At 50.4% G+C, this 20,408-nt stretch carries 13 protein-coding genes; 1 reads left to right on the forward strand and 12 read right to left on the reverse strand.

Annotated elements, in window-relative coordinates; translation table 11 throughout:
* Nucleotides 1–471: 471 nt before the first annotated feature.
* On the reverse strand, nt 472–1,176 hold the full coding sequence (locus IEX98_RS11035; RefSeq protein ID WP_188889152.1) for a type 1 glutamine amidotransferase: 705 nt from the start codon (nt 1,174–1,176) through the stop codon (nt 472–474).
* Between the two features lie 387 nt (nt 1,177–1,563).
* Here IEX98_RS11035 and IEX98_RS11040 point away from each other — a divergent pair, with 387 nt between their 5' ends.
* Entirely contained in the window at nt 1,564–2,202 is a 639-nt protein-coding gene (locus IEX98_RS11040; protein ID WP_188889154.1) for a hypothetical protein, read from the forward strand.
* A 106-nt stretch (nt 2,203–2,308) separates the two neighbouring features.
* Here the strand turns inward: IEX98_RS11040 and IEX98_RS11045 are convergent, their stop codons facing one another.
* From IEX98_RS11045 to IEX98_RS11095, 11 genes are all read right to left on the reverse strand, one after another.
* Complete coding sequence (locus IEX98_RS11045; RefSeq protein WP_188889156.1) at nt 2,309–3,655, reverse strand: ABC transporter substrate-binding protein; 1,347 nt, start codon at nt 3,653–3,655, stop codon at nt 2,309–2,311.
* A 211-nt stretch (nt 3,656–3,866) separates the two neighbouring features.
* On the reverse strand, nt 3,867–4,127 hold the full coding sequence (locus IEX98_RS11050; RefSeq protein ID WP_188889158.1) for an HPr family phosphocarrier protein: 261 nt from the start codon (nt 4,125–4,127) through the stop codon (nt 3,867–3,869).
* Nucleotides 4,127–5,857: a phosphoenolpyruvate--protein phosphotransferase gene (gene ptsP, locus IEX98_RS11055; protein ID WP_188889160.1), complete on the reverse strand. Its 1,731-nt coding sequence runs from the start codon at nt 5,855–5,857 to the stop codon at nt 4,127–4,129. The genes IEX98_RS11050 and ptsP overlap by 1 nt, the downstream gene beginning before the upstream one ends.
* A gap of 3 nt (nt 5,858–5,860) precedes the next feature.
* Complete coding sequence (locus tag IEX98_RS11060) at nt 5,861–7,018, reverse strand: mannitol-1-phosphate 5-dehydrogenase (protein ID WP_188889162.1); 1,158 nt, start codon at nt 7,016–7,018, stop codon at nt 5,861–5,863.
* On the reverse strand, nt 7,015–7,449 hold the full coding sequence (locus tag IEX98_RS11065; RefSeq protein ID WP_188889164.1) for a PTS sugar transporter subunit IIA: 435 nt from the start codon (nt 7,447–7,449) through the stop codon (nt 7,015–7,017). Before IEX98_RS11065 ends, IEX98_RS11060 begins: the two co-directional genes overlap by 4 nt.
* On the reverse strand, nt 7,433–9,526 hold the full coding sequence (locus IEX98_RS11070) for a BglG family transcription antiterminator (protein ID WP_188889166.1): 2,094 nt from the start codon (nt 9,524–9,526) through the stop codon (nt 7,433–7,435). Before IEX98_RS11070 ends, IEX98_RS11065 begins: the two co-directional genes overlap by 17 nt.
* 73 nt (nt 9,527–9,599) lie before the next feature.
* The gene (locus tag IEX98_RS11075; protein ID WP_188889168.1) at nt 9,600–11,054 is read right to left on the reverse strand and encodes a PTS mannitol transporter subunit IICB; all 1,455 of its coding nucleotides are present in this window, start codon (nt 11,052–11,054) and stop codon (nt 9,600–9,602) included.
* Between the two features lie 527 nt (nt 11,055–11,581).
* On the reverse strand, nt 11,582–12,733 hold the full coding sequence (locus IEX98_RS11080) for a response regulator (RefSeq protein ID WP_188889170.1): 1,152 nt from the start codon (nt 12,731–12,733) through the stop codon (nt 11,582–11,584).
* A gap of 6 nt (nt 12,734–12,739) precedes the next feature.
* Entirely contained in the window at nt 12,740–14,536 is a 1,797-nt protein-coding gene (locus IEX98_RS11085) for a sensor histidine kinase (RefSeq protein ID WP_188889172.1), read from the reverse strand.
* Nucleotides 14,537–14,669: 133 nt separating this feature from the next.
* Complete coding sequence (locus IEX98_RS11090; protein WP_188889174.1) at nt 14,670–15,332, reverse strand: response regulator transcription factor; 663 nt, start codon at nt 15,330–15,332, stop codon at nt 14,670–14,672.
* Nucleotides 15,329–20,377, reverse strand: a complete 5,049-nt coding sequence (locus IEX98_RS11095; protein ID WP_188889176.1) for an AAA family ATPase — start codon at nt 20,375–20,377, stop codon at nt 15,329–15,331. Before IEX98_RS11095 ends, IEX98_RS11090 begins: the two co-directional genes overlap by 4 nt.
* Nucleotides 20,378–20,408 lie beyond the last annotated feature (31 nt).

Here is a 20,408-nt window from a genome sequence, read left to right on the forward strand (position 1 = left end):
TGAATAATGGATAGAATCTTCAAAAAATCATCCTGAACTCAAAACGCTCCGCTCATCCCATGCCTGCAAATAACACTGTTGTAGCTCTTCGTTCCGCTATCATCTGCCCCCTCCGCATCTCGTAGTGCAGGCTGGAACCGATCAAAATGTAAAAGTACAGGTTGGAAGCCGATTTTTCGACGATTTATCGCATCAAAATGTAAATATGCAGTTTGATTGCTCTAAAAAGCCTCATTCGAGTTGAATGGAGCGATTTCAAATGCACTTTTGCATTTCGAACGCTTTTTTAGTCTTTTTGAGGCTCATCAGCATGCATTTTTGCATTTTGTTTCACATTTGGCACGGGGGAGGCTGGCATAGTGGAGCTAATCTGACATATGGGTGGTACGGGGACACAGACGTAAAAAGCCGCATCAAGACCGACTTTCATATCGGTTTGATGCGGCTAATGGAAGGATACTCTTACTCCTGCTATCCAATCGCCTGTTTCACCTGTGCTGCCATACGTTCTAGAATGCCTGTTAGCATGGCATGTGAGACAGCGCTGCGCTCCGCCTGTGCGGCTATGACAGCAGCCGGTTGAATGTACGGTGCATCTACGAGCTCATGCGACCAAACGTCGAGCATCGTTGCGATACAAGGCGGCGTCGCCTCCAGATGGAATTGCAGCCCAACGACCGACTCGCCGTAAGCAAATGCCTGTTCGCCGCAAGCCTCGGAATAGGCAAGCCGCTTCGCTCCGTCCGGCAACGTGAACGTATCGCCGTGCCACTGAAAGCTGATAAAGGATGACGGCATCCCTTCAAAAGCAGGATGCAGCTCCTCCGTTCGCCGAACCTCTTGCCAGCCGATCTCCTTCTGCTGACCACGGGATACGGTGCCGCCTAACACTTCGGACAATAGTTGGGCGCCAAGACAAATGCCGAGAACGGATTTGCCGGCATCAATACCGGCCCGAATGAAACGCTTCTCGGCCGCAAGCCACGGATACTTATCCTCCTGATAGACACTCATAGGACCGCCTAGTATAAGAAGCATATCGTAAGAGGCCTGCACCGGATATTCCTCAACTTCGGAAGGATCGAGCACGCGCATATGGTAGCCCTGCTGATTAGCCCAGGACGCTATGGCACTCTCATCGTCAAATGAAAAATGCTTCAGTGCAATGATGTTCAATTCATTTCCCCCTCCTAGATGCTCGTATATAAAAATAAGGTTTTCGTATAGATGACAATCGCTTTTATTTATGATCGGTTAAAGGTTATGACCGTATTTTATTAAAAATAAAGTTTTGTGTCAACTAACCTGACATACACATCCGTAACAGCCGCACTTGCATCTCATCCCATTTTCACCGCAATATTACCCAGACATTATACAATTTTCCAGTATCTTATTATCCTCTTTGAGTAAATCGATTGTTGCTTGTCCAGTCCCGGTGATAGACTACTAACGCGAACCATAAATTTACATTTATTTAGGGAGGGGGCGTCCGGACGTACTAACGGTTGGAGGGCATCGTATTTCGATTAAAAAAAACTATTGAAAAAGGATGTGGATTTCATGCAAGCTCGTTTCATTAAAAAAATGTCAGTATTCGTTTTGGTATTCCTTCTCGTTATTCCCGCCTTTGCCGCCCATGCAGCAACAAGTGCCCAAGCAACAGCCATCTCTTTAAACTCGCTAGATCCTACCGCCCCGGTCATCTCTTATACGACTACACACTCTTCCATCAGCTTGTCTTGGAGCGCAGCCAATGCCGTCAACTATGATATTTATAAAAGCAATACTTATGTAACGACTACATCCGGTACGAGCTATACGCTTTCGGCCACCCCAAGCACTTCTATCGAGGTGAAAATTGTCGCCCGCAACAGTACAGGGCAAACGGCCAGCTCTACGGTATGGGCCAGCACGCCAGGCTACTCCGACAGCTACACAGGAACGGCCTACGGCAATATCCAGGTAGGCGGCACGTTCAAAAACACGCACGCTACTTACAGCACAACGATGTACCTGACGCTTTACCGCGTCACAAGCTCGGGCGATCAATACGTCGGCAGTACTTCGTTCTCCGTTGGCGCAGGCCAGACGATTACCGGCTATTATCCGATTGCGACAAGCCAGCCTTACGGCACCTACAAGGTCACATTCAGCTCCCCGTTCATTACAGCTTCGGGCGTCTCATTTAGCACGTTCTAAAGCCATCAAAGCAAACAAGTACTAAGGGGCTGCACCCGTTTACGCAAAAGAGGACCTCAAATTCCACTGAAATGCGGAGTTTGAGGTCCCTTTTTTCGAATGATAACTACTGCCCTTCCCCGCTGCGCGAAGCTGCCAGCGCTGAATTTAGCGCATTCTGCCCCTCTTGCTGCGCTTCCTGAAACGCTTGGTCAAGCGTAAGCTCCGAGGATGAAACCTTCTGAAGCTTGTTATTCATCACGGCATAAAAGTCATTATAAAATTGGGTCGGAATTTTGCCTGATATCATTCTATTGTTGGCGTTAAAATCAAGCTTGTAAAACAGATCAAGCGAATGGCCATTTAACTCCGTCATATGCCCTTTGCGTGAAAGCAGGTTGAACGAGCTTCGAGACTTGATCTTCGCCACTTCGTCACTGTTCATGTAGCTGATCAATTTCCACGCCGCTTGGATATTCGCCGATTTCGCATTGACAGCATAGATAGAACCCACGTACAGCGAGCTGGCATATGCCGGATTTTTCGGATCGACCGGTTCCGTCACCATCGACCACTGCATGCCCTTCTTCTTAAACGCCTCGTCCACTTCATAGATAAAGGAGAATGGAGCCAGCGTCATCGCCGCCTTCCCTTCGAGAAACGGCTGTTTTTTCCACAAATCTTCCGTCATCTCCTTCATTTCAATTTGCTGGATACTGCCTGAACGAAAAACAGCTAAAGCTTGGCCTGCTGCCTGTTTCCAACCTTCGCTGTCAATCTGAACCCGCATCGTCTGCGCATTCACATCACTCAACTGACTGGCACGGCCGATTTTGTACATCAAGCTAACAGGCGACGATTCCCACGGCATTAAAGCAAAACCATACACTTTGGACTCGGAGGATGGAGATGTGCCGTCTCCAAACCTCTCGGCCAGCGTCAGCACTTCCTGCCAGCCCATCTGGTCCGTCGGATACGATATGCCCTGCTGATCAAACAGATCCTGATTATAAAATAACGCGGCAGCCATAAAGCTCGGCGGCAAACCGTAAATGCGCCCGCTCCCTTTCGCTTTCAACAATTCAATAATGCCGGGCAGAAAAGAATCCATCGGATATTTATCCTTCTGGATTAATGGCTCCAGATCGAGAAGCACGCCTTCTCCAGCAAGCCTCTCGTAGTCATCCTGGGTCAATTCAAGAATGTCAGGCTGCTCCTTATCGATCCATTCCCGCAGCTTCTGCTCGCGGTCGTCTGCTTCATTGAAAAGACTATTCGTCTCCGCAACCGTAAGCGTGACATCCGGGTATTTGGATGTAAACATGTCACCGTAATCTCTAAAAAAGGATTCTTGATAAAGATACATGACTTTAACCGCTCCATTGACGGCCTCTTGCTTCGATTTCCCCGTACAGCCGGCCAGCAGGAAGACTACCATAAGTCCGCATAAAATCGGCAATACTCTGCTTCGCATATGCATATATATCCCCCTCTATTGCAACATGGATTCAGCGTCCATAATAACCGATTTATGGAATGCAATTAAGGCGTGTTGTTACGGGAACCATGCCTATTATTGCGCAAACGGCTTTGAGCAGTGAAAGGTATGAGATTAGCATGTGACGTAACCCTGCCCACAAAAAAACGACCGCCCTAGGAAGGCGGCCGCTCTCAGTTGCTTAATCTTATTCGTGAATTTGAACGAGCAGCGCGCCAATCGCCTGCAGCGCTTCTTCCTCACGCTCTCCGTCGATCTCAAGCGTCACTTCATCATTCATCTTAATGCCGAGTGTCAGCATGCTGAGCGAGCTTTTTCCGTTCGCTTTCTTCCCATTGCTGAGAACGGTAATTTTGCACGGAAATTCGCTTGCCGCCTGCACGATTGTTTTGATCGGGCGAACATGAAGCCCCGTTGGATTGAGTACTGTATATGAATTTGTGATCATTATTCATTCTCTCCTTTCTGTATTTCCTGAACGAAAGCCTGTACTTCCTGCTGGCTTCCAAGGGTCAAAGCCTGTTTGGCATGCTCCTGCCACTGCGCATAGTTCAACCCTGCAATCAATTCTCTCGTTTGAAGCAAAGAACCGGCGCTCATGCTGAATTCATGGAGACCAAGTCCAAGCAGCAGCGGAACCGATGCCAGATCGCCTGCCATTTCACCGCATAATCCTACCCATTTCCCTTCCTGCCGGGCCGCTTCGATAACAAGACGGATTAGACGGAGGATGGATGGGTGGCTAGGCTGATAGAGATACGAAACCGTCTCATTCATCCGGTCCGCCGCCATCGTATATTGAATCAAGTCATTTGTACCGATGCTGAAAAAGTCGACATGCGGCGCGAACAGATCCGCAGAGATTGCCGCAGAAGGAATCTCGATCATCATTCCAATCTCGATGCTCTCACTGACTGCAACGCCAGCTTCGATTAGCAGCTGCTTCTCTTCTTTCAAAATACGCTTCGCCTCAAAAAGCTCGTCGCGAACGGCAATCATCGGGAACATGATCTTCAGATTGCCATATTGGCTAGCCCGGAGCAAAGCCCGAAGCTGCGTACGGAACAGGTCATCGCGCTCCAGACAGAGACGCAGCGCCCGCTGACCGAGAAACGGATTGCTTTCCTTCGGCAAATCCATATAAGGGAGCTCTTTGTCCCCGCCGATATCGAGCGTACGGATAACGACTGGCTTTCCAGCCATTTTTTCGAGTACATATTTATAGCTCTGGAACTGCTCTTCCTCCGAAGGCAGCTCTTGGCGTCCCATGTACAGAAACTCGGTACGGAAGAGGCCAATTCCCTCGGCACCGTTATCTAGAGCTTTCTGCACATCATCCAGCTTGCCGATGTTGGCAGCAAGCTCGATCCGGTGCCCATCCTTCGCAAGCGAAGGCTTGTCGACCCAAACCGCTAGCTCAGCCTTCCGCTGATCGTAACGGGCTTTGTTTACCCGGAACTGCTCCAGCGAGCTGGAATCCGGATTAATCCACACTTGGCCTTCCACCGCGTCCATTACAATCAAATCGCCGTTCTGGATTTCTTGAATAGCCGCGCCAGCTCCTACAATTGCCGGAATGTCGAGTGACCTAGCCATGATAGCGGAATGCGAAGTCCGGCTGCCAATCTCCGTGACAAAGCCGCGCACCGCTTCCAGATTCAATTGAGCAGTATCCGAAGGCGTCAAATCGCGGGCGATGATAATGCATTCCTCTTGAAGCTGCGTGTGATCACTGCCGCCAACGCCACGCAGCAGGTTCAGAACCCGTCCGCGTACATCGCGGATATCGACCGCGCGCTCTCTCAGCATCTCATCATCCAGCTGGCTTAGCATCTCAATGAATGACTGGGATACTTCGTATAGCGCATATTCAGCATTAACCGCGTCGTTCTCGATATTTTCAACGACAACATCGATTAATTCCGGGTCTTCAAGCAGCAGCAGATGGCCTTCGAAAATTTCAGCTTTTTCTGCACCAAGCTTCTGTTCCGTCGCCTCGCGAATGCCCTCGATTTGCTCTCCGGCTGCTTCTACAGCTTGACGGAAGCGTGCAACCTCCTGCTTCGGATCCTGAACCGTTGTTTTCTCAGGAATATATTCTTCCAGATCTATTCTAATGGCTCTTGCGATCGCAATTCCCGGCGAAGCCGCAATACCTTGAAGTTGTGGTTGTGTCATCGCTTATGCCTCCTGCCTTTGATGAAGCGTTTCGTATTGGCGGACGATGGCTGGATGAAGCGGATGCTCCTCTCCAATACCTGTATAGTGAGTAATCGTCTTCCCGATTCCATTCTCCGTTAAGCCGTGTTGAACTTCCACGGCCTCAGCATCTTCTGCAAAATTGAAGGATAGCGCGGCTGCGATAGCCTTGATCAATCCCGGCGTATCAATGCCAAGTTCATAGGCGAGCAAGAGCGGACGAACGAGCCGGTCATTAGCCGACAGCTTGCGAATTGGAGAACGGCCAACGCGCACCACTTCATCCGTCAAGTAAGGGTTGCGGAAACGATCCATAATAATCTCAACATAGCGTCCATGTTCCGCTTCATCGAAGCCATGTGTGCGAACAAGCACTTGTCCCGTCTCTCCTAACACTTCACCAAGCACAGCTGTGATTCCTTCATCTTGCATCGCCTCTTGAATCGTCTCATAACCTTGCAAGTAACCAAGATATGCAGCGCTGCAATGTCCGGTATTAACCGTAAACAGCTTGCGTTCGATATAAGGACCTAGCTTATCGACATACTTCACATGCTGCATAGTCGGAAAATCCGCCGGAAGCGCCGAGCGGTCGATCACCCATTCGCAGAACGGCTCCACTGTCACTTGCAGCGGATCTTCATGCTGCTGGAGCGGAACGATCCGGTCGACTGCCGCGTCCGGGAAGGACGCAACGGATTCTGCACGTTCTCGTAATTCAGGGGATAGCTTGCCCAGCACATGACCTTTGAGCATCGTGCTTCCGCCGATTGCATTCTCGCAGGCGATGAACGGAATCGGCTTCGCTCCAGCTTGAAGACGAAGCTCAATTCCCTTCGCTATGCTTCCGGCCAAATAAGGAAGTGCACCTACGCCAACAGCCGTAGTCACGATATCCGCTTCAGCTATCGCCTTAGCCACCTGTTCTTCATCGCGGCCGTTAATTGCGGAGACGCCTTTTACAACGAAATCTTCTCCGGCCTCATTCGCCAGCGTAACCTTATATTCCCCCCGTTCGTTAATAAGCGCGACCCGCTCTTCATTCACATCAACGAACTTAACATCGTATCCCGACTCCGACAGCAGCAAGCCGATAAAGCCAAGACCGATATTCCCTGCTCCAAAATGGACGGCGATCATAGGTCCATCCCCTCTTCGAAAATCGCGATCAGCTCCTCTTCGGTTTGCGCCTGCAGAATACGAGCCATATCCTCTTCCTCGGAGACAAGCACGGCAACGCTGGAGAGCACTTCCATGTGCTCATCGCCAACAGCGGCAAGCCCGATGACCAAATTAGCTGTCTCGCCGCCGAAGTCAACGCCGTCCGGAATGACAAGGATGGACATGCCTGTCGATTTGATAAAAGGCTTGGAATCATTCGTACCATGCGGCATAGCGAGCCCCGCCCCCAAATACGTGGAAGACAACTGCTCGCGCTCCAGCATTTTATCCACGTAGGTTGGTTCAACATGCCCGGCTTCAACAAGCAATTGGCCAGCCATACGAATGGCCTCAAATTTATCGTTAACTTTCACGTTCAGCTTTACTTTCTCTCTATTTAGAATGTTCATGTAGGTCTCTCCCTCTCCATTTGGACTGAATATATGCTTCTAGCTCTTGGGAAACGTACAGCTTAATGGCATCTGCTTCACCATCTTCGAGTAAGGCCTCGAATTCGGGCTGCAGCAATAGAACGCTAATTTCACTTAATATTTCAAGTACAGGGCGGCTCAGTTGAAGGGGTGCCAGCATCAGCAATATCCGGCGCACTTCGTAATCCCCGCCTTCGCCAAGCCACAGCGGCTCTTCCAGACGATAAAGCTTTAGAATGGGCTTTCTGATATGGTCGCTTCGCGTATGAAACAACGCAAGCTGCGTACCGGCTATCGCCTGGCTGCTCGCCTGTTCCCGCTCCAGCAGCAGCTTTGCTACTGCCGTAGTACCCTCCAGCTCCAAATCCGCTGCGAGAGGAGCCAGCATGGCCGAAACAACTTCGCTAAGCGGCCCATGCGGGGCATGGAGCTGATGAACGGCAAATGGCTCCAGCACCTGAATAATCGCCGACGTATAAACGTTCATCTGCTTCATCCGTTCCCAGCCGCCCGCGTCCTCGCGTTTGCCTTCCTCGCCCCAAGCCGCTTCATCTATGGACAAACTGCCCATAAATGCACGCAGCTTTTCTGTCTCCTCGGCCGTCAACAAGGGACTAATCTTGACGTAACGTCCCGCATCAATGGGCAAATCGACGGTGGAGACGATGAGATCGTATTGCGTCTGCGGAATTCTCGAAGCCTCATACCATGAATAATTGCCGATTAATTCAATTCGCGGAAATTGCTTGGCAATCCGTGCCGCAAGCAGCTTGGAAGATCCAATTCCGCTCGTACAGACGATAATTGCCCTTACCGGCTTTAGCTGATTCAACCGTTCCATCGAAGCGCCAAAATGCATCGCCAGATAGCCGATTTCCTCATCAGGCACCAAATCGGCAACAGGCAGCTCATCTACAGCTGCACGAATGGCTGCGAACAATACAGCGAAATCTTTGCGGATCTGCGCGAGCAGCGGATTGCGAATCGCCTCTCCCCGGCTTAGACGGTCCATGGCCGGAGCCAGATGATTGACCAAGCCTTCGAGCAAAGATTGATCCTGATCGAAGGGCATATTCAGCTTCCTGCCAATCGCTTGAATGAGCCGGTCGGCTGCATCTGCTGCGGCAGCTCCATTCCGGTGAAGAAGATTCTCCTCCTGCTTAACAGCTTCGGCCATCGCATGGACGAACAGCTCTTGCATCGCTTCTAGCTCGGCGGCTGGCCACTCCCATGGAAATGCATCAATGAAAGGCTGCAAATGAGGCGGCGGAAGATCCGCGGCATCCGCGGTCCCTCCGTGTCCTTGCTTTCCGGGCTTCCGACTGGACAACCAGTGGCCGCTTCGCATGCGCGCAACCGCAATAGACAGCTTAAGCAGCAGGCGCATATAGGCGCTCTCCGTCAGACGGCGCGGCCACTTCTCCTCTTGCTCCCACAGCATCCGCTCAATAGAGAGAAAATGGTCTTTTCCCACCATATGCAGCAGCCGCCTGGACACCGTCCATGGATTCGAAGAGATGGGACCGGGATCGAACAGATCGGATTCATCCAAATACTCGCGGACGAGCCATTCGATCAGGGCCCGCTTGGCCCCTTCCATCCCCTTAATTTCTACCCCATATCCTCTTTTGCGAATAAGCTCGAGCTTATATTTGCTTAACTGCGGATCGATTTCATCTAAATCACGGCTAATGGTCGGAATGGCGGCACGCATTTCATAGGCGAGCGAGAACAGTTTGATTGGCTCAAAGGCTTCCAGCAGCCGGCATAAAATTAACGTTTTCCGTTCTTCCGGAGCGTACGTAACCGTCTCGAAGTGGGCGAGCACTTTATGAAACTGGGCCAGATTATCGTCTGAGCCCTGAATCGCAATGCCTTTCCCAGACTTCGTTGCCAGAAAGAGTCCGTAGTCCGACAGCAAACCCTTCATCTCGCTAATATCCCGATGAACGGTTCGCGCGCTTATTTGCACTTCTTCTGCAATCTCATTGGCGGTAGCTTCCTTGCGCTGAAGCAGCACTTCCAAAATCCGACGTTGCCGATTCGATACAATCAAGACCGTTCTCCTCCTTCCCGGGAAATGGAGGAAACGCCGACGAAAATTACGTCAGCGCTCCACGATCATTCCGTTAATCTTTGCTCAAGCGTTCTGCCAAGCGATCATACTCGGCACTCTTGAGAAAATCGTCAATGGAAATGTGCTCGGCTTCGGGTGCTTTTAGTTTTGCCCTTGCCGTTAATGTTTTATGGGTAATAACAATATCGGCATCCGTCGGAATTTCGCTGATCGCCGTATTGGTGACCTTAACGTCGACGTTTGCTTTTTGCAATTTCTTGCGAAGAATCGAAGCGCCCATCGCACTGGAACCCATACCGGCGTCACAGGAGAATACGATTTTCTTCACATCCTCCACAGCCTTCTCAGCACCTGCTTGAGGCGCTTCAACTGCGGAAGCCGAAGATGCGGTTCCTTTTGCCTCCGCCTTCATTTGCTGCATTTTCGAAGTTGCGGCTCCCAGATCTTCCTCCTCGTCCGTTTGTTTGCTGCCCTTAAGGAAAGCAGCGGCGACGAGGAACGAAACAACGGTAGCGACAACAACGCCAGCCAGCATTGGCAGCAAGCCGCCCTTCGGCGTCATGGCGATGTAGGCAATAATACTGCCCGGTGAAGGCGTTGCGACAAGACCCGCTCCCAGAATGGAGAACGTGAATGTACCGGCTACACCGCCGGCGATCGCTGCGAGCAGCAAGACCGGTTTCATCAGAATGTAAGGGAAATAGATTTCATGAATACCGCCCAGGAAGTGGATGATAACCGCACCTGGCGCAGATTGCTTCGCCATGCCGCGTCCAAACAGCCAGTAAGCAAGCAAGATGCCAAGGCCTGGGCCTGGATTCGACTCCAGCATGAAAATAAGCGATTGTCCGGTTTTGACAGCCTGATCCATTGCGATCGGTCCAAGCACGCCGTGATTGATCGCATTGTTCAAGAACAATACTTTGGCCGGCTCAATAAGTATGTTAGCCAGCGGAATCAAATTATGATTCACGAGGAATTCGACGCCGTTCGCCAGCACTTTGCTGATGGCTTCGATAACAGGTCCAATTCCTTTGAAAGCCAGCAAGGCAAGCGCACCGCCGAGAATGCCCGCCGAGAAGTTATTCACCAGCATCTCAAAGCCGGAACGAATTTTACCTTCAATCGATTTGTCGAACTTCTTAATTAACCATCCGCCAAGCGGCCCCATCAACATCGCGCCCAAGAACATCGGAATGTCGGAGCCTACCACAACGCCCATCGTTGCTACAGCACCAACGACCCCGCCGCGTGTGCCATGTACCATATTACCGCCCGTAAAGCCGATAAGCAGCGGCAGCAAATACGTAATCATTGGGCCAACAAGCGATGCGAAGCTTTCGTTCGGCAGCCAGCCTGTAGGAATGAACAACGCGGTTATTAAACCCCAGGCAATAAATGCGCCGATATTCGGCATTACCATACCGCTCAGAAACCGTCCAAATGTTTGAATGGCCACTCTTGCTCCGCCTTGGGAGCCCGTATTTTCACGATTCACTTGACTCATTAATGTGAACCTCCCTCTATATATAGACCGCGACCGGAAACCCTTGACCTTGTCGCTCTTGCTTTATGATAAGTCGAAAGCGCTTACAATACAACGAAATGAAAACCACCTTGCGTCATCATGCTTGTTGACAAAATGTTTGTTAACGTCCGGGGCGGCAGACAGCACATACTTTTACGGGCTAGCGAATGAGAAAGCGGGTTCCAGTAATTTCAAGGACTGATTAGTCAGTCAAACGTTAAAATGTGCAAACGGTGCTGGTTTTAAAGCGGGCGGGTGAAGCTGTTGCAAGGTGTGTGTATCATGCTGCGTTTAGCATTAACAAGAGGTGCTGATTTTAGTCGTATTAATTGAGATTGGACCATTGCATACAAACGCTAAACACCCTATGTAACATTGATTTAACACCATCTCCTGCTGCTTCAAACATTTGCAACTTTAATGGCTGGCTGTTGCAGGTCCAAGACTATACTTTCTTCACAAGACATTGGAACCTGCCCCACGACTATATAACGATTTCATTCCCCTTATCTGCCGCCGTCAGATATACCGCTGACAAGCGAGTCATAGAGCAGAAGCATCTCCTGCGACGGGCGGATTCCGAGCTCTCTTTTTAGCAGCCTCACATAATCCGTATACTGGGCTGTCAGCCCTTTCTTATCGCCGTCTCTCCCATACTTCTTCATCAGAAGCCCGACGACCGATTCGTCAAGCGGATTCCGCTCGTGAAGCTTCAACAGCAGCTTCGAAGCTGCTGTTGTGTTCGGCAAAGTGAGCAGCGTTTCAGCCAAGCTTTTGACGAAGGAAGCGTACCTCTCCGATAGACGGTCCGTCTCATGGATGGCCCATACATAAGCTTTGCTGCCGAACAAATCACCAGTGTAGAGCCGTTCAACATTCAGCGCCTCATCCACGTTCGCGGCTCCGATTTTGCCCAGTCGGGTCACCTGACGTTCGAATTCCTCATAGTCGATAACGGCATCGTCCAACTCCAGCACATAGCCGTCATTCTCCGAGCGAACCGCTTCCCGAAGGCCAACCGGCTCCAGCGACTTCCGCATCTGGTAGACGGTCGTGTTCAGGTATTTCTCCGCGTTTATACTTGTCATGCCCGCAAAAATATCCGCCACTAGCCGGGAACGCGAAATCCGCCTGCCCCGGTTCAACAGCAGGTAAGCAAACAGTTCAGCACTTTTACTCGAAATCCATTTCACACGCCCAGCTTCACTGCGAATAAAAAAATCACCCAGCGCGGAGATGCTTGTCCGTTTGACGTTTACCGACGTATTACCCGATGACTTCAGCTGCTGCACGGTTTTCCTGCTCTCCAGCGCACGATGAATCGTTCGCTCCAGCCTCTCTTGAGTAACCGGCTTAACCAGATAATCAAGAACGGACAACTCGAAAGCTTCCAGAGCGTAGTCCTTATGAGAGGTTACAAATACGATTTGTGTCTTGCAGCCTGCCTTATCCAGCTTGCTCGCGAGCTCTAGCCCGCTGCCGCCAGGCATGGATATATCCACAAAAGCCAGTTCAACGTCGGTATTGTCATCTAAAAATGCAGTTGCGGCCCCGGTATCTGCAAACGTTCCCGCCACCTGAATCTCCGCATATTTAACTAGCATTTTCCGCATGATTAAATGCATGACCGGCTCATCATCGATCAGTATCACCTTCATAGGTTTTCACCCCGCTTTTCTCTCGTTCCCTCCGCCGCCGGCCGATCCCGGGAGGGTAAATATAAATGTCGTGCCTTTTCCAGGCAAGCTCTCAAAGCGCAAACTGCCGCCGTGCATACGGAGAAACTCACGGGTCAATACGAGTCCGAATCGCATCTCTCCCCCTTCTTCTCCGCTCGCAAATCCAGGCTCCTTGAAGAACATCTCATCATGGCGCAGCAGTTCTGCCGTTCTTTCATCAATCCCGATTCCATTATCGCTCACGGACACTGTCACTAGTTCACCATTATTAAATGCATCTACCTCAATGCTTCCTTCGATACCGGAATACTTAATTGCATTGGACAATAAATTCCGGAAAATAAGATCAAGCATCTCTTTATCCGCATTTACTGTGAGCTTATCATCTATGCGCTCTGTGATGCTTATCTTCTTCATCCCAGCCCTCGCCCCGGCTAACGACAGCGCTTGCCGGACGACCTGCTGCAAATTCCAAGAAAGCGGACGAAAAGCTACCTCTCCATTCTGGCTGCGATACCAGTCCAGCAGATTATCTACGAGGTGATGGGTGCCGCGAACTTGCCGCCTGATCTCTTGAAACACTTCCGCCTTCGCAATGTCCGTATCTGTTGGCTCTTCACCTAGCAGCTCAGTCAAGCTTACAAGCAGTGCGATCGGATCGCGGATATCATGAGCCATTACGGTAAACAGCTTATCTTTAAAAGCGTTCAGCTGCGACAGCCGCTGTGATTTCTCGCGCAGCCGCTCTTCATTCTCTTTCAACTCGGTAATGTCGTTGAACATCAGCATTTTCCCGATAGGAGACGTACCCGTATCGTAAATATAGGTCAAGCTGCAAATATAATGCCGCATCCGATCTTCCAGCACACGCTGAAGAGCAAACCGCTCATCCTGAAAATCTGCTGCTGCGATCCGTTCAACCAGTTCCGGACAAGCAGACAGCATATCTTTGCCGGATAAAGGAAAGCTTTTGGCCCATTCCAGCTCTGGAAATACTTCTTCAGCGGCGCGGTTATGGTTGACGATTTGCCCTTCATAGTCCAACAGAATGACGCCATCGCGAATCGTATCGAACATTTTGGCATAGGCAAGCGGGGTTAAGCGAAGCAGCCGGATACGGAAGATCCCCCAAGCATAGACAAGTCCCGATACCGCGAAGCCAAAAGGCGTAAAATCAATCACTTTACTGAACATATAACCGATATTGAACAGCATTGGCGCTGCCGCCCCTAAAATAAGAACGAGAATCTGCTTCCGGACAATCGGCATGGCCCGCAGATACATCGGTACAAACAGCAGAATGCCAAGCAGCAGAATCGTATAGTTATAGACCGCGTGCACCGCATACCAAGGTCCCTTGACCGTGTTGTACAGGGGCACCGTACCGTCCATGTTCAAGATGTACTCTTCATATATCCAATGATGCCAGTCATTAGTGAGATGGAGCACGAATGTCACTGTGGGGACAATAAAGAGAAGTACCGCAAGCCACTTCCGGTAACGAACGGCCAGGCCGGTAAACTGAATAACGAGCAGCAGCCAAAATGCGGAGACGAACGGAATGCCCAAGTATTCGAGCTGCAGCGACAGCTTCACGCTGTTCAGACTTTCGCCTGTAATTTCGAACGCATAGCCGATTGCATAGCAGGACGCTGCTACCATCATATAGATCATCGTCCGCGCCACCTGCAGGTGACGTTTCCGATAGGATAGAAAAGAAACGAACAACATGAGCGCCGTCGCGAAACATAGCAATATCGCCATCCATTGTCTTGTATCCACGACTGCGCGCCTCCCTTTTTCCGATTCGTCTATCATTCGACAAAATTACCTAAAATCCTTGTCAGGACGCGTTGTTCTCATAGCAAAAACACCCGCGTGTAACATCGGGTGTTCCATGTTCAATACGATTCTATCATAACAGATCCTGCAGGCGGATAATGGCCTGCGCCCTGTCGCTAACCTCCATTTTCCCATACAAGTTGCTTATATAATTACGCGCCGTTCCTTCAGCGACATGAAGCACCTCCGCGATCTCGCGGTTGCTGAGACCCCGGATAATAAGTGCTGCAACTTCTTTCTCCCGCTCCGTCAGCTTCACATGACCTACTTGCGACTTAGAGAAGCTTTGCCACTGCTCGAAATTGGACGTCACTTCATTCAATTTGGCCGCCAGTTTTGCGGCAACAACCGAAGGCAGAACAAATTGACCAGAGGCTGTATCGCGAATAGAGGCAATCATTTTGTCGCCTTCCATGTCTTTTAGAATGTAGCCTTTCGCACCGGATGCCATCCCTTCGATAATATATTCATCATCAAGGAAGGTCGTAAGAATAAGTACAGCCGTCTCCGGACAGCTCATCCTAATTCGCTTCAAGGCGTCAATTCCGTTCATCACCGGCATGCGGATATCCATCAGCACCAAATCCGGACGAAGCTGCTCTACCAGCTCGCAAGCCTCCTGTCCATTCGTTGCCGTGCCTACTACTGCCATATCTTCTTCCAAATCCAGTATGGTTCGAAGCCCTTCCCGGGTGAGCATTTGATCATCCGCAACTATGATTGTTATCGGTTTCATCCTTTATCTCCTGTCTTATAGCTCGAATAAGGCAATTCAATGGTAAGAATGCAGCCCTCAGAGGGTTTCGACTGAATCTGGAGTCTACCGCCTAATTGCTCTACGCGCTCCTTCATCGTCTGCAGTCCGAAACCCATAACGACATGATCCGCGCCAATTCCGTTGTCTTTCAGTAGAAAATAGAGCTTGGCATGATCATGCTGCAAAGTAAAACGAAATGCCTTGCTCCCTCCGTGCCGGATGCCATTCGTAAGTCCCTCCTGCAAAGCGTGGTAGAACACTTTTTTATGAGCCAGGGATATAGCGGGAACCTCTACGATTTCGGTTTCCACAGCAACTCCGGTGTCGCGGATCAGCTTGTCCATCGCTTGCACAAGATTGAAATCCTGCCCTTCACGCAGCATATGGACCGATCCGCGAATTTCGTTCAGACTATGACGAATTAAATCCTGGGCGCCTTGCAGCCTCAACACCGCGCCCTCCTTGTCTTCCTTATGAAGAAGACGCTTCCCTGCCTCAATCTGCAAAATTGTCGAAGTCAGTCCATGGCCTACCACATCATGAATTTCTTGCGCAATCCGATTCCGCTCTGCATAGACAGACATCTCGGCCAGTGCGGCAGAGGTCTCGCTCATCGACTGCCGAAGACTTCTTGTCCGTTCCTCTACCTGCTCTTCCAGATTAAGCTTCAGCATTTGAATGCCGGAGTATAGCCTTGCGTTCTCTATCGAAATGGCACACTGGGCACATAAGAGCTTCAACAAGCTCAACCGTTCCGACGTAAACACGCCGGGAGAAAGATTATTTTCCATATAAAGCAGACAGATCAGCTTATTCTGATGAATGATAGGCAAGCATAATACCGATCTTAGCTTTTTCTCCCGTACGTAATGATTGCGTATAAACATGCCCTCTTCCGTTGCATTATGCAGGACAACCTCCTCTTGTGTTCTAGCCGTATAGCCGACCACCGAAAGCGGTAAAATGTCGACGGCGTCTTCGAGAGGAATCGTCTGAACGATTAATTCCTCCTCTGTGCCGCAGGCTTCTACTGCCCATGAGGAATCATTCTCGAATATAAGCGCACCAAACTCCGCCCCTGCATTCCGGAGCATAATACCCAAGAGCGTCTTAAGAAGGCTAGGCATCTCCATTTCACTAGAGAGAGCTTGGGCAGCCATGACGACCGACAAGTAATCCACCTGTTCCATACCTGAGTTCAGATTCAAATTCAACAGGTAGCCATACTTTTCTTCCATATGAGATCGTTTCGCTTCCGCTCCCCACTGCCCATACGCTTCATAGGCTTCCGCCATATAAAATTGGGCTAGCCGGTGCTTCCCGCGGTTCAATCCGTACTTCGCATAGCATTCGGCAATAATGGCTCCATTATGAACATGTCCATGAAGTCGGGCATCGTCGAGCGCCTCTTCGTAGAGTTCCTCCGCCAGGGAGTCTTTCTGCACAATGCGAGCAATCTCGGCTTTCACGATCAAATATTTATGCCGGTAATTTTCCGGGCAAGAGAAGGTATACTTTTTCAGTTGAGCCAGGTTTTTGCGCATTCGAGATAGATAACTCCGCTGCCGCTGCTTCGACACGCTGTCATAGAGCATGGACCAAGTGAGACTTTGAAACATCATAAACATCGATGCATTGAAATTTTCTTCTTTTAATTCTCGTTGGATGGCTTCGGCCACATCCAAGTGCCGTTCGGCTTCCTCGTAGTTTTCGAAAAAATAAGCGGTAATATAGTGATAGATACTCGCCGTAATTTGTATAAGCTGCTCCTGATGACCATGCTCAGTAAACGCATCTTCGCCCCTGAACGGATCATGCGGTACCGAATAATCCGTTAGTGCAGAACTCATTCTAGCAAGAACACTTGCCTGCATCCATAACAGGCTGCCCCTATGCTTCTCCAAATCGGGGAATAGAGCAACGAGCTTGTCGTAAATATCACGGAGCGGGTAGCCATATTGAAGCATTAAACCGCAATTTACAATGACGCTTTGATTGCTAAGCCACAAGTCTCCGGACTCCAAACCTATTTTTCCAGCATAAGCCGAAAAGTTATCCATAAATTGAGGATCGTACTTTCGCCAGCTATCAAAGCAAAGCGAAAACGAGCTTAATGTTTTTGTATACAGAACCGGATAAGGTTTGGAAATCGCAAGCGCAAGCATCCCCCAGTCATACGCTGCTTTATGCTTCTGGAATTGAAAACAAAGCAGCATCGCATAACCGACACAAGCGATGGATGACTCGGGAGCAATTCCGTAGTCCAGCGTCATCTCAATCATTGTCAAAGAAGTGGAAACCCAGCCGTTTCTCGCAAACATAAAGCATGCGTTGCCTACATGGACTAACACGGTCATAGCTGCTTGCAGTGCTTCATCTTCCATCGGCGGCAGGCGCAGCAGCGACTCGGGAGAACGGCCCTGCAGCTTACGCCGCACACGCATCAATTGCATCGCCAGCTTAAGCTTGCTTGGCTGGAATTGATAAGGAATACCGAGCTGATCCAATGCCTTCTCGCCTAGCCGAAGCACCCCTTCGTAATTGTCCTTGTTCGATTCCAGTTGAAGCATCATCGTATAGACAAACACTTTATCGAGCGGAGTTCCCGAACGTTCGAGCAGCATCTCGAACAATTGCTGCGCCGTTTCGTATTGACCGCATAAATACTCCGATTCGGATCTTTCCTTGTAGCTCTGAAAGGCCAGACCGTAGTCGTCCTCCCAGCAGTTATCGTCCAATAATCGGGTAGCCATGCGAAAATAGCCCCGCGCTGTTTCATACGCATTCGCTTGCTTCGCCTTTATGCCTGCCCGCAAATTCAACTCCGCTATTTGCTTCCGCTGCCCCGGATTTTCGTTGCCGACATGCTCCCATGCCTGGTTGAGGTGGTTAACCGCCTCATAGATCTCCCCACCCTGATCCGCAATGAACCAGCCAATCTGCCAATGCAGCATAGGACGTTGATCTGGAATCACCAGTTCGAAGGCAGCTTGCTGAATACGGTCATGCTGAAACCGGTAACGGTTGTTCCCGGCTTCTACAACCTTTCGCAGCAAAGACTCGTTTACAGCAAGCTCCAACGCTTCATGCAAGGAGTCTTTGGAGAGCCCGGTTATCGGAATCAATGCCGCTTCATGGAAGCTGCTTCCCAAATAAGCAGCCCTGCTTAAAGCGAGCACCATAGCTTCTGGCAAGTGCTTCAACTTAACGGAGAGATAAGTGGCCATGTCATCGGATATATGCATCTCGTAAATACGCTGCATGTCCCATTGCCAGCTTCGACTCCCCGGGTGAAATGTCAGAAAGCCGCCACTGAACAAATCCTGAAGAAACTGCTTGATGAAAAAAGGACTTCCTGCCATTTTCTGCATGAGAATATCGGCGAGCTGCTGCACTGTACCCGGCTGTGCATGCATCGTATCCTGCAGCATGAGCAGCAGGTCAGGCATCTCTAGCGCCTCTAGTTCAATTCGCTTAATCGTAAGCGGCAAGCCCTGTAGTTGAGCTTCGAACCTTGCTGCCGGATGCTGGGGGCTTATTTCCGTATCCCTCAGCGCCCCGATGACCAGCAGGTATTTGGAGTTACGCTGATCACTAAGCAATTGGGCAAGATAATGCAGCGATGCTTCATCTGCCCACTGGAGATCGTCAAAGAACAAAACGAGCGGCCGCCCTCTCTGCGAGAACAACGATATAAACCGATTGAGCAGCAAATGAAATCGTTGCTGTGCTTCCGCTGGAGCAAGCGGCGGCACTTCCTGCTGCGGGCCGATCAAAAGCTCTAATCGGGGTACCCGCTCAACCAGCAGTTTCCCATAGCCTTCTAACGCATCCAATATGCGCAGCTTCCAAATTTCAGATTGCAGTTCATTTTCTGTCAGCAGCTGATCCGTCAGCTTGCCTATGGCCTCAACCCACATCTCATAAGGAGAAGCAACCTGGCCGGAGTTAAACTTGCTGTCAGCGAAAAAGCTGCCCTCCGGCAAGATTTGCTTTAACGTCTGCTGAACCAAAAAGGTTTTTCCGATCCCGCCATTACCGCCAATCCGAACCATGGCGGTCGTCCCATCCGATGCAAGACGGAGCGCCTCATGCAGCATTTGCTGTTCCTCATCGCGCCCGTATAGACGCTCGCCAAACTTCCATTGCTCAGGAATATCCTGACTCGCAAGGGGAAAAGATTTGATCTCGCCGTGCTCTCTCCATAAGCATAGGCACCGCTCCAAATCTGACTTGATGCCAAGAGCGCTGGCATATCGGGCTTCTGGCATTTTTTCCAAGCATTTTCCGATAATATCTGAGATGCCGACCGGAAGATCAAGGTTCCGGCTGCTAGCAGGCTCCGGCGTAAGCGCGATATGAGCATAGATCATATCCGCAGCCGTATCCCCAATAAAGGGCAAGCTGCCCGTAAACCATTCATATAAAATAACGCCGAAAGCGTAATAATCGCTGCGATAGTCCGCCTCAATCCCTGTTCTGCCCGTCTGTTCCGGCGATAGATAAGCTAGCCGGGAATCGGCGTGGCTTGTTGGCGGATTGGCTGATGAGTCTGCCCTCATCACCGAGCAATTTCTGAGCTCCAGCAGTTCAGCCAAACCTGTATCGGGATGAATGAGAATATGACCCGGGATCAGTCCGTAATGAATAATGCGCTCGCGGTGAACCCGAAAAAGACAATCGGCAAGCCCCACCGCCATTTCAAGCAGCAATAATAGCGTGACCTCTCTGCGATCCCTCAAGAAGCGATCGAGCGTAATGGCTCCGTTATCCCGGATAAGAAGTACCGGCCGTCCTTTGAAGATTTCAAATTGGAAAGGCTGAACCGTCCCGCTGCCGTTCAATCGCGTGAGCAGTTCGAACTCTTGGCGGAAGCTGTCGATTGCAGCCGTACCAGGATATTCATGGCTTGTTGTTTTGGCCAAGAGACGCAGGCCGTCCCGGACCCGTGTAAGCCGATAGAGACTCACATCCTCATATTTCCCCATGGTTTCCTCGGTTTGATAACCCGGCAACTCGAACATTTGCGCTCTCCCCCAATTGGCTCGTGTCGAT

Origin of the sequence: Paenibacillus radicis (ex Gao et al. 2016) (genome assembly GCF_014641555.1) — a bacterium.
Lineage (GTDB): Bacteria > Bacillota > Bacilli > Paenibacillales > Paenibacillaceae > Pristimantibacillus > Pristimantibacillus radicis.